Origin of the sequence: Synechococcus sp. R55.7, from assembly GCF_047461955.1 — a bacterium.
In the GTDB taxonomy this organism is placed as follows: Bacteria; Cyanobacteriota; Cyanobacteriia; order Thermostichales; family Thermostichaceae; genus Thermostichus.
This window is the reverse complement of record NZ_JANSIC010000097.1, coordinates 1-9,655: the sequence shown is the minus strand read 5'-3', so window position 1 is coordinate 9,655 and position 9,655 is coordinate 1. Positions and strand designations below refer to the sequence as shown.

At 60.1% G+C, this 9,655-nt stretch carries 8 protein-coding genes; 2 read left to right on the top strand and 6 right to left on the bottom strand.

Features of this window, described 5'->3' with window-relative positions; all coding sequences use genetic code 11:
- The coding region (gene lpxC, locus NW820_RS06810; RefSeq protein ID WP_011434326.1) for a UDP-3-O-acyl-N-acetylglucosamine deacetylase at nt 1–852 on the bottom strand (852 nt) is incomplete at its 3' end.
- Nucleotides 853–866: 14 nt separating this feature from the next.
- Entirely contained in the window at nt 867–1,454 is a 588-nt protein-coding gene (locus NW820_RS06805; RefSeq protein ID WP_414407053.1) for a hypothetical protein, read from the bottom strand.
- Between NW820_RS06805 and NW820_RS06800 the strand changes: the two genes are divergently transcribed.
- A complete protein-coding gene (locus NW820_RS06800) occupies nt 1,453–2,352 on the top strand; it encodes an RNA methyltransferase (RefSeq protein WP_414341667.1) in 900 nt (299 codons plus the stop codon). The genes NW820_RS06805 and NW820_RS06800 overlap by 2 nt on opposite strands.
- 140 nt (nt 2,353–2,492) lie before the next feature.
- Here NW820_RS06800 and NW820_RS06795 read toward each other — a convergent pair whose 3' ends face one another.
- The 3 genes from NW820_RS06795 to pstS form a co-directional block, all read right to left on the bottom strand.
- Nucleotides 2,493–3,452, bottom strand: a complete 960-nt coding sequence (locus NW820_RS06795; protein ID WP_414349958.1) for a DnaJ C-terminal domain-containing protein — start codon at nt 3,450–3,452, stop codon at nt 2,493–2,495.
- A gap of 208 nt (nt 3,453–3,660) precedes the next feature.
- The gene (dnaK, locus tag NW820_RS06790; protein WP_414398493.1) at nt 3,661–5,553 is read right to left on the bottom strand and encodes a molecular chaperone DnaK; all 1,893 of its coding nucleotides are present in this window, start codon (nt 5,551–5,553) and stop codon (nt 3,661–3,663) included.
- A gap of 290 nt (nt 5,554–5,843) precedes the next feature.
- Complete coding sequence (gene pstS / locus NW820_RS06785; protein ID WP_414329476.1) at nt 5,844–6,944, bottom strand: phosphate ABC transporter substrate-binding protein PstS; 1,101 nt, start codon at nt 6,942–6,944, stop codon at nt 5,844–5,846.
- 447 nt (nt 6,945–7,391) lie between these two features.
- Here pstS and speA point away from each other — a divergent pair, with 447 nt between their 5' ends.
- Nucleotides 7,392–9,314 (top strand): biosynthetic arginine decarboxylase, encoded by a 1,923-nt coding sequence (speA, locus tag NW820_RS06780; protein ID WP_414407052.1) that lies wholly within the window; start codon nt 7,392–7,394, stop codon nt 9,312–9,314.
- A 113-nt stretch (nt 9,315–9,427) separates the two neighbouring features.
- Here speA and NW820_RS06775 read toward each other — a convergent pair.
- Nucleotides 9,428–9,655 (bottom strand): hypothetical protein (locus NW820_RS06775; RefSeq protein ID WP_414407051.1); only part of this gene is annotated, 228 nt, incomplete at its 5' end.

The following is a 9,655-nucleotide window of genomic DNA, read 5'->3' as shown; positions in this document are numbered from 1 at the left end:
CTCTTCATGGATCAGCAGGGATCCACTCTTGAGCAACTGCTCGGCCAAACGGTGGTGCAGGGCATGGCCCGCCTTGTAGGCCACAATGTGCCCCTGCAGTCGGCAGCCCAGGAGGCTGAGATCTCCTAGTAAATCTATCAGCTTATGGCGCACCGGCTCATCTGGGTAGCGCAATGGCCCCAACCACTCGGTTTGGCTACAGACAATGGCATTTTCCAGGCTGCCCCCCTGGATTAGCCCCCGTTCCCGGGCCAGCTCCACATCCTGCTGGCGGGCGAAGGTGCGGGCCGGCGCAATGGACTGGACAAAATCCGGCCTGTTCTCCCTCCAGCTCAGCCACTGTTCTCCAATCGGGCAATCGGCAAAATCGATGCCATAGGTAAAGCGGGCTGTAGGATGGGGGAGGGCGCTGACAAAGGCTTCCCCCGCCCAGACAGTGACCGGTTCTTGGATCACCCCCAGCAGGGCTGGCTGATCTTGGGCCTGGATCCCGGCCTGGGCAATGGCCTCTACAAAGGGCAGGGCAGAGCCATCCAGAATCGGCAGCTCCGGCCCCTCCACCTCGATGCGGCAGTTGTCAATGCCCAGGATGTAAAGGGCGGCCAGCAGGTGTTCCACCGTCTGCACTTGAACAGAGGGGGATCCCTGCTGCAACAGGGTGCAGAGATGGGCAGGGGCCAGGGATCCCAACCGAGCCGGGATCTCAGGGGATCCCGGTTGATCCACCCGCACAAAAACCCGACCGCTGCCGGCAGGAGCTGGATGCAGACTGCAGCCAATTGGCAGGCCGGTGTGCAGGCCAACGCCTTCTAGGGCAATAGAGCTGGCTAAGGTGTGTTGCCGGCCTCTCATCGTGCTCCGCAGCGCTAGTGCAAACGCTCTTGGCCCTGGTCGAAAACGCGGTAATACAGCTCCCGATAGCCCACGCGCAGGTTGCTGCTGGCATCTGCCAACTTGGCTTTGTGGCTGCGGGTGCCGTAGGCGCTGAACACCTCGTAGGTATCTCCCTCAAAGAAAAAGGAAGAGACATCGGACACCTCTTCGCCCCCCAGCAACTGCCAGCGCCCCTGGCGAAACTGCAGCCGGTAGTGGGCTTTATCCAAGCTGCCGGAAGGACGGTCGATAATGGCGTCGATGCTGCCCTCGTAGAACGGCTCGGCACCACCATTGGGGATGGATATGTCCACAGGCCACACGTCCACAGCGATATCTCGGTAGCGGCAGTTGGGCCGGTTGCACAGGCGAATCGAGCGCATGACCTCGGCAATGGCTTCCAGCCGCTGCCGCGCCTCGGCCAGAGAAAACCGCTCTGAGTCGCTATCGCGAACGAGCTGGGGCAATACCTGAGCCGGCCCTGCCAGCGATGAAGGGGCAGCCAGCGCCGGGGATCCCCAGCAGCATCCCACCAACACCAGACAAATCAAGCTCAGCCAACAACGGTATGCGGATCCCATGGATGCAATCTATGACAAAATCAAGCTCCTCTTCTCTACTCTAGGCACTCTGGGGGATCCCAACCTGATGCCGATATTACCCCACTCTGGCCCTGAACAACTGGCGCAGGTGCGGCTTGTATTGGTGCAGCCGGCTGGGCCACGCAATTTGGGCGCTGTTGCTCGCATCATGAAAAACATGGGCCTCAGGCAGTGGGTGCTGGTGGATCCCCAATGCGATCCCCTCGATATGGAAGCGATCACCACAGCCGTGCATGGGGCAGACCTGCTCCATCAAGCCCGGAAGGTGCAAACTTTGCCCGAAGCCCTGCAAGGGTGTGTGCAGGTTTTCGGGACAACGGGGCGCAGCCAAACCTACCCACCCGAATGGCAAATTCAGTCCCCCCGCCAAGCCTTTCCCGCTCTGCTGGCCGCCGGCCCTGCCGCCCTCGTGTTTGGCCCCGAAGATCGCGGCTTGAGCAACGAGGAGCTGGCCCTTTGCCATCGCCAGATCCAGATCCCCACCGATGCGACCTATCCCTCTTTAAACTTGGCCCAAGCCGTGGCCATTTGTTGCTATGAGCTGTACACCCTCGTCTGCCAGAGCCCTTCCCCTGCTCCTCCTATGCCCTCGCCTCAAAGGCTTGCCCCCTTCGAGCTGCTGGAGGGATTTTTCGACCACTTAGAAGCGCTGTTGCTGCAAATTGGCTACCTGCACCCCCACACAGCCCGCCGCAAAATGCTCAAGTTTCGCGCCCTGTTCCAGCGAGCCGGCCTGACCGTAGCCGAGGTGGCCTTGTTGCGCGGGATCCTGCGGCAACTGCAATGGAGCCAGGGATGCTCTCGTCAGGAACCTCTGGAAGCAAATGCAGCTCCCGTCCCGCCGACGCAACCAGATTCCAGCAGGACCCCATCTTGACCCCAAGGCTGGGCCTCCAGCCCCGCCCTACCGCTACCGGAAGCAAGCTAGAAGGGCGGCTTCCTGCTTTCAGGCGGCGCGGAGCGCTTGTCAAGAATCTTGAGGCTTTGGCCGTGGGAGAATATCGGAGAATATCAATGCTAGAGCTTAAGGGTGGCGCGGGGATCGTAGGATTGAACCCGCTGCAGCTTTTCGTAAAGTTCTCGCTCTTCTTCGGAGATCTGGGTGGGCAAATGGATCTGCACCACCACGTAAAAATCCCCCCGTTCTCCGTTGCCTTTGGGAAATCCCCTTTCCGCCAGCCGCAACTTTCGCCCCGGCTGCATGCCAGGTGGGATCCGCAGCTTCACCACCCCATCCAAGGTGGGCACCTCCACCTGGGCGCCCAAAACCGCTTCGCTGGGGCTGATGGGCAGATCGCAGTAAACGTCGAATCCCTCTAGGCGATAGAAGGGGTGGTCTTTCAGCTCAATTTTAAGGTACAGATCACCGGCACCGCCGTTGGGGTTGGGGTGGCCTTGGCCGCGCAGGCGAATCCGCTTCCCTGGCGTAATTCCCGGCGGGATGTTTACCTCGAGCACGCGATCCCCGCCCACCCGCAGGCGACGCTTGCCCCCCTCAAAAGCTTCTGGAATGCTGATCTGGATGGTGGCCTCAGCATCGTAACTGGTGTTGCCAGTGGATCCCGAAAATCCGCTGCTGCGGTCTGTGGTTTGGCTGCGCACCCGGCCCAGCAGTTGATCGATGAAGTCTTGAAAATCATCAAATTGGCTGAAATCGACGCCACTCCCCCCAAATCCGCTCCCCCCAAAGTCTTGGCTGAAGGGGCTGCTGCTGTAGGTGTAGGCATCGCGGCTGGAGCGAAACCCGCCCTGCTGATAGTATTGGCCAAATTGGTCGTATTGCCTGCGCTTGCTGGGATCCGAGAGAACTTCGTAGGCTTCGTTAATGTCTTTGAATTTCTCTTCAGCCGCTTTGTCGTTGGGGTTGACATCTGGGTGATACTTGCGGGCTAGGCGCCGATAGGCTTGTTTCACCTCATCGGCAGTGGCCGTTTTGCTGACCCCCAAAATCTTGTAGTAGTCCTTAAAGTTTTGCATGGAGGCGTCCGCAGGCAAATCGCTGAGAGTGGGCAGAAAACCACGAGGCTAGGCGTCCCCGGCAAGGGCTCCTTCCCTCCGACCTACTGAAGAAAATGAGGAGGCGGGCTAGACGCCATCGCCCATCCCGTCCCTCCTCATTATCGGCGCTACAAGTAAGGGCGGGATCCGCCCTGGGCCCGCGGCCCACGGAGGGATCCCTGAGCAGTCACTTGCTCTCGGTGAAGTCGGCATCGATCACATCATCGCTGCCGCCGGAGGTCTTCCCTGAGCCGGAAGCGGAGCTAGAGGAGGCCCCAGGCTGTTGATACAGCTCGCTGCTCATGGCGTAGAGAGCCTCTTGCAGCTCCCGCTCTTTGCTCTGGATGGCGCTGTCGTCCTCCCGCTGGATGGCCTCCCGCAGTTCTCGCACCAGAGTCTCGATTTGGCTGCGTTTGCTGGAGGAGATCTTGTCGCCCAACTCCTTCAACTGCCGCTCGGCTTGGTAGGCCAGCGAGTCGGCCTTGTTGCGGCGCTCAATTTTCTCCCGGCGGGCCCGGTCTTCGGCAGCGTATTTTTCTGCCTCAGCAATCATGCGCTCCACCTCTTTGCTATCCAAAGTAGAGGCGCCGGTGATGGAGATGCTCTGCTCTTTGCCGCTGCCTTTGTCTTTGGCCGTCACCTTGAGGATGCCATTGGCGTCGATGTCGAAGGTGACCTCGATCTGCGGCACACCGCGGGGGGCCGGCGGGATCCCGTCCAGCTTGAAGCGGCCCAGAGATTTGTTGTCGCGGGCCAGCTCCCGCTCCCCTTGCACCACGTGGATTTCCACAGAGGTCTGCCCATCTTCGGCAGTGGAGAAGATCTCCGACTTGCGGGTGGGGATGGTGGTGTTGCGCGGGATGAGCTTGGTGGCCACGCCGCCCAAGGTTTCCACCCCCAAGGACAAGGGGGTGACATCCAGCAGCAGCACGTCTTTGACTTCGCCCGCCAGCACACCCGCTTGGATGGCCGCCCCAACCGCCACCACCTCATCGGGGTTGACACTTTGGTTGGGTTCTTTGCCCAGCAGCTCCCTCACCAGCCGCTGCACCGCCGGAATGCGGGTGGATCCCCCCACCAGCACCACTTCGTTGATGTCGGCCTTGGTGAGCTTGGCATCCCGCAGGGCTTGTTCCACCGGCCCCTTGCAGCGCTCCAGCAGGTCGGCACAGAGGTGTTCAAATTGAGCGCGGGAGAGCTTCAGCTCCAGGTGTTTGGGCCCATCGGCAGTGGCAGTGATGAAGGGCAGGTTGATGGTGGTTTCGGAAACGCTGGACAGCTCGATCTTGGCTTTTTCCGCAGCTTCCGTTAGCCGTTGCAGCGCCTGCCGGTCTTGCCGCAGGTCGATCCCTTCCATTTGCTTAAACTGCTCGGCCATCCAATCGACGATCTTCTTGTCGAAGTCGTCGCCCCCCAACTGCGTGTCGCCGCTGGTGGATTTCACCTCGAAAACGCCATCCCCCACTTCCAAGATGGACACATCGAAAGTGCCACCGCCCAGGTCGAAGACGAGGATGGTCTCGTTGTTGCGCTTGTCCAAGCCGTAGGCCAAAGAGGCTGCTGTCGGCTCGTTGATGATGCGCAGCACTTCCAAACCGGCAATGCGGCCCGCATCTTTGGTGGCCTGCCGCTGCGAGTCATTAAAGTAAGCAGGAACCGTGATCACCGCTTGGGTGACCGGCTGGCCCAGGTAGCGGCTGGCATCATCCGCTAGCTTGCGCAGCACCATGGCCGAAATCTCTTCCGGCGCAAATTCCTTGTTCAGGCGGGGTGCGTACAGTTTGACATTGCCCCGCTCATCCCGCCGTACCTGGTAGGAGACCCGCTTGGAGTCGGCATTCAGCTCATCGTACCTACGACCGATGAACCGCTTAACCGAGTAGAACGTGTTTTCCGGGTTGAGCACCGCTTGGCGGCGGGCCATTTGGCCCACCAGGCGCTCTCCATCTTTGGTGAAGGCGACCACCGAGGGTGTGGTGCGAGTACCCTCAGCATTGGCGATGACGGTGGGGACACCCCCCTCCATTACGGCGACAACCGAGTTGGTTGTGCCCAGGTCAATTCCTACAACTTTTCCCATCGGCTCCTTATTCTCCTCTTCTTGAGTACATTGCTTCGGTTACCGCCGCCAGCCTGTGTGAAGTAGCTTGGGCAGCCAATCTGTGAAAATCCGGCAGATGCTTGGTCACTTCCTGGGTCGATCCTAACCAGCTGGTTGGCGAGGCCAGGGCGAGAATGCCGCCCATTTCTCGGGGCTGAAGGGCAGACCGGTTACGGATCTCCGTACCTGCAGCAGCCTTGCTTTCGGTGCCGCTTGGGGTATGGCCTGGGTTGGCAGCTATTGGCAACTCTTGGGGGACTGCTGCCAGGCTAGCTCTGGATAAGCTGCAGCGCCTCCAGGCCGCGGTTCACAACGGTTGCGGCCAGGGGCAGGTAGCCCATCTCCTCGGCCAGGGCTTGTCCTTCGGTAAGGGCCCAGCGGAGCACAGCTTGCAGGGCGGCGGCCATGGCGGGATCCGAGTACCGGCGGTAGGTCAGGATCCAGGTGTAGGTGACGATGGGATACGCTCCAGGGCCAGCGGGATCCGGCACAAAAGCCCGCAGGTTTTCCGGCAGCTCAATTTCGCTCAAGGCCAGGGCCGAGGCTTCCGGGGAGGGGAGAATGAACTCGCCGCGGCGGTTCTCCAGAGCTGCCACCGACAGATCCAGCTCGCGGGCATAGACCGACTCCACGTAGCCGATCACCCCTTCGCTGAGAAGCATTTGGGCGCTCATGCCCTCGTTGCCTTTCACCCCAATGCCCACCGGCCACTCCAGCGACATGCCAACACCGATTTCTGAGGCCCAAGCCGGATCGATGGCCGCCAGGTGGCGGGTAAAGGTATCGGTGGTGCCGCTGCCATCGGAGCGGTAGCAGACGGTGATGGGCAGATCGGGAATGGTTAGCTCCGGGTTCAGGGCCAGGATCTCCGGATCCCGCCACTGGTCGATTTGGCCGCGAAAGATCTTCACCAAAACGGGTCGAGACAGCTTGAGTCCAGAAGGGATCCCCGGCAGGTTGTAGCCTACGGCAATGCTGCCTGCGGTCATCGGGATCATGACCACACCCCGCTTCACCTCGGCGATCTCGGCATCGGTCATGGCCACATCACTGGCGGCAAAGTCCACTGTCTGGTCAATAAATTGCCGGATCCCAGCGGCGCTGCCCACCGGTTGGAAATTGATCTCCACCTTGGGATCCACCTGGCGGTAATCGGAAAACCAGCGCAAGTAAAGAGGAGCCGGAAAGGTGGACCCGGCTCCGTTGATCAGCAAAACTTTGTCGGAGGACTGGCTGCCGGAGGCAGGAACGGGATCCCTGCCGCTGGGTTGGTCAGAACGGGATCCCCTTTGGCAGGCGCTCAAGGTAGCGCCGGTGGCCAATAAAGAAAGCAACACTTCTCGGCGACGGAAGCGGGGCAGTTGAGCCATGGTTCAGGTTCTCCGAGGTCACCGCCCCGATCCTTGTCTTGCCTGCGGGGCCCTGTCAAGGGTTGCCGGCGAGAGCTCTTGGGATCCCGTGCGTGGCCCACTTTCCCCAGGTGGCTGTCTTTCCCTCTGTACCATCCCCGTATTCCTCGCTACGCTTCCCAGCAAAAGTCGGGATCCGACCCAAGCTCAGAAAGGAGAGACGGAAAACGGAGAATTCAAGAGGAAAATCAAGAAAAACAGTGAAAACAAGAGATTGAGCGAGCTGAGTTCTGCGGCAGTTGCACAGAGATCCCCAAGCCAAAGCCTTGTCTGGCAAGGCTTAGCGGTTTTTGGGCCTGAGTCCCCCCGCACCAGAAAAATCTTGACATATTCTGGAATAAGGCAATATATTGTGGATTCTGTGCAGAAATCCTGCGCTGTTCACATCTCGGTATCTGGGGGACTACTATGCCGACTTTGACTCGTTCTCCCTGGACACTGCGAGACAGCGAAAAGCTCTATCGCATCTCAGGTTGGGGGGATCCCTACTTCCGTATCAACGCCGCCGGTCATGTGGAGGTGACCCCACAGGGCTTACAGCAGCAGGAACCGGGCATTGACCTGTACCACTTGGTGATGGATCTGGTGGCGCGGGGCCTGCAGTTGCCCCTCTTGATTCGCTTTCCCGAGATCGTGGCCGACCGCATGCGGCAAATTTGCGAGAGCTTTCAGCAGGCCATCCAGCGCTTTGGCTACCCCAACGTCTATCGGGGGGTTTACCCCGTCAAGGTGAACCAGCAGCGCCACCTGGTAGAAGAAGTGGTGAAACACGGTCGTGCCTACCACTTTGGCCTGGAGGCGGGATCCAAGCCGGAGCTGTTGATTGCCCTAGCTTTGCTGGATACTCCCGGGGCTTTGCTGATCTGCAACGGCTACAAAGACCGGGATTTTATGGAGACGGCTCTCTTGGCCCAGCGGCTGGGGCGCACACCCATCATCGTTTTGGAGCGGCTGCAAGAGCTGGAGCTGGCGCTGCAGGCTGCCGACCAACTGGGCATTGACCCCATCTTGGGGGTACGGGCCAAGCTCTCCGCCCAGGGCAGTGGACGCTGGGGCACCTCGGCTGGGGATCGGGCTAAGTTCGGCCTCACGGCCACCGAGATTTTGCAAGTGGTGGAACGGCTGCGGGAAGCGGGCAAGCTGCATTGTCTACGCCTGTTGCACTACCACATCGGCTCCCAGATCTCGATGGTGAGCGTGCATGGACGAGCCGTGCGGGAAGCCAGCCAAATCTACATCGAGCTGGTCAAGCTGGGGGCACCCATGGGCTACCTGGATATCGGCGGTGGCTTGGGGGTTGATTACGACGGATCCCAGTCCCCCAATCCTTTTTCCCAGAGCTACAGCATGGAGGACTACGCCGCCACCGTGGTGCAGACCGTGCTCACCGCCCTGGAACCCCACGGGATCCAGCCGCCGGTACTGGTGACCGAAAGCGGACGCGCCCTCATGTCCCACCAGTCGGTGCTGGTGTTTGACGTGCAAGATGTCAACGCTGCCAGCCCCTACCCGATGCCCACCCAGCTCACTTCCGATGCGGAGGTGATCCAGAAGCTAAACCAGCTTTACTACCAAATCCAGCCCGATACTCTGGTGGTCAATTACCGCCGTTGTCAGGAGCTGAAGGAGGCTGCTCTGCGTCAGTTCACCGAGGGATCCCTCAGCCTGCAGGAGCGGGCCGAGGTGGAACGCCTGTTTTGGAACTGCTCCGACAAGATCTGCACCTTGGCCTACGAGCAGCACCAAGCAGGGCACCCCGTGGCGGTGGATCTCTTGGATCTGGACGAAATGTTGGCCAGCATCTACTACGGCAATTTCTCTCTATTCCAATCCCTGCCGGATAGCTGGGCCATCGACCAGGTATTCCCCATCATGCCGATTCATCGTCTGGATGAGGAGCCACGCCAATGGGCCACCCTGGCCGATCTCACCTGCGACAGCGACGGCAAGATCAACCGCTTCTTCGGCGAAGATGGGCAGATCACCTCGGTCTTGCCGCTGCACGACCCCAACGGACATCCCTACCTGCTGGGGGTGTTTCTGGGGGGCGCTTACCAGGAGATTCTCGGAGATCTGCACAACCTGTTTGGCGATACCAACGCGGTGCATATTCGCTCCCGCCCCGGCGGCTACCACGTTTCCCAAGTCATCAAGGGGGACACCATCGGCGAGGTGCTGAGCTGGGTGCAGTACAACAGCGAAGATCTGGTGGAGACCCTCCACCACGCCACCGAGACCGCCCTGCAGCGAGGGCAGATCACGCTGGATCAAGCCCGCGCCTTGCAGCAGCACTTTGAAGACAATCTGCGGGCCTACACCTACTTGCACTGAAGGTGGTGTTCCTCGAAAAAATCCCTAAAACCAAACAGGGATCCCGGCCTAAAACCGGGATCCTTTTTGCTTCCAGATCAAACCAAATCAAAACCAGATCAAAAATTTGTCGATCACAGACGCACCGGACTGTCCAAAGCCAAGTTAATCGTTTGGTTAGGGCGCAACACCACGACTTGAGGTGCTGTGATATTGCCCACCGCCACTCCGGCTCCGGCTCCGCCAATGACCCCTAAGGCAGAAACGCCTCCTGTGAGCAAGCCCAGCACCGTACCCCCCACAGCACCAATGGCTGCATCTTGAGCAATCGCTTCGGCAGAATAGTGGCGCGGGTCTTTCTC

Excerpts from the sequence above, each read along its gene's own strand:
- speA (WP_414407052.1), top strand. The coding sequence starts at position 7,392 with ATGCCGACTTTGACTCGTTCTCCCTGGACACTGCGAGACAGCGAAAAG.
- NW820_RS06795 (WP_414349958.1), bottom strand. The coding sequence starts at position 3,452 with ATGCAAAACTTTAAGGACTACTACAAGATTTTGGGGGTCAGCAAAACG.
- NW820_RS06800 (WP_414341667.1), top strand. The coding sequence starts at position 1,453 with ATGGATGCAATCTATGACAAAATCAAGCTCCTCTTCTCTACTCTAGGC.
- NW820_RS06805 (WP_414407053.1), bottom strand. The coding sequence starts at position 1,454 with ATGGGATCCGCATACCGTTGTTGGCTGAGCTTGATTTGTCTGGTGTTG.
- dnaK (WP_414398493.1), bottom strand. The coding sequence starts at position 5,553 with ATGGGAAAAGTTGTAGGAATTGACCTGGGCACAACCAACTCGGTTGTC.
- pstS (WP_414329476.1), bottom strand. The coding sequence starts at position 6,944 with ATGGCTCAACTGCCCCGCTTCCGTCGCCGAGAAGTGTTGCTTTCTTTA.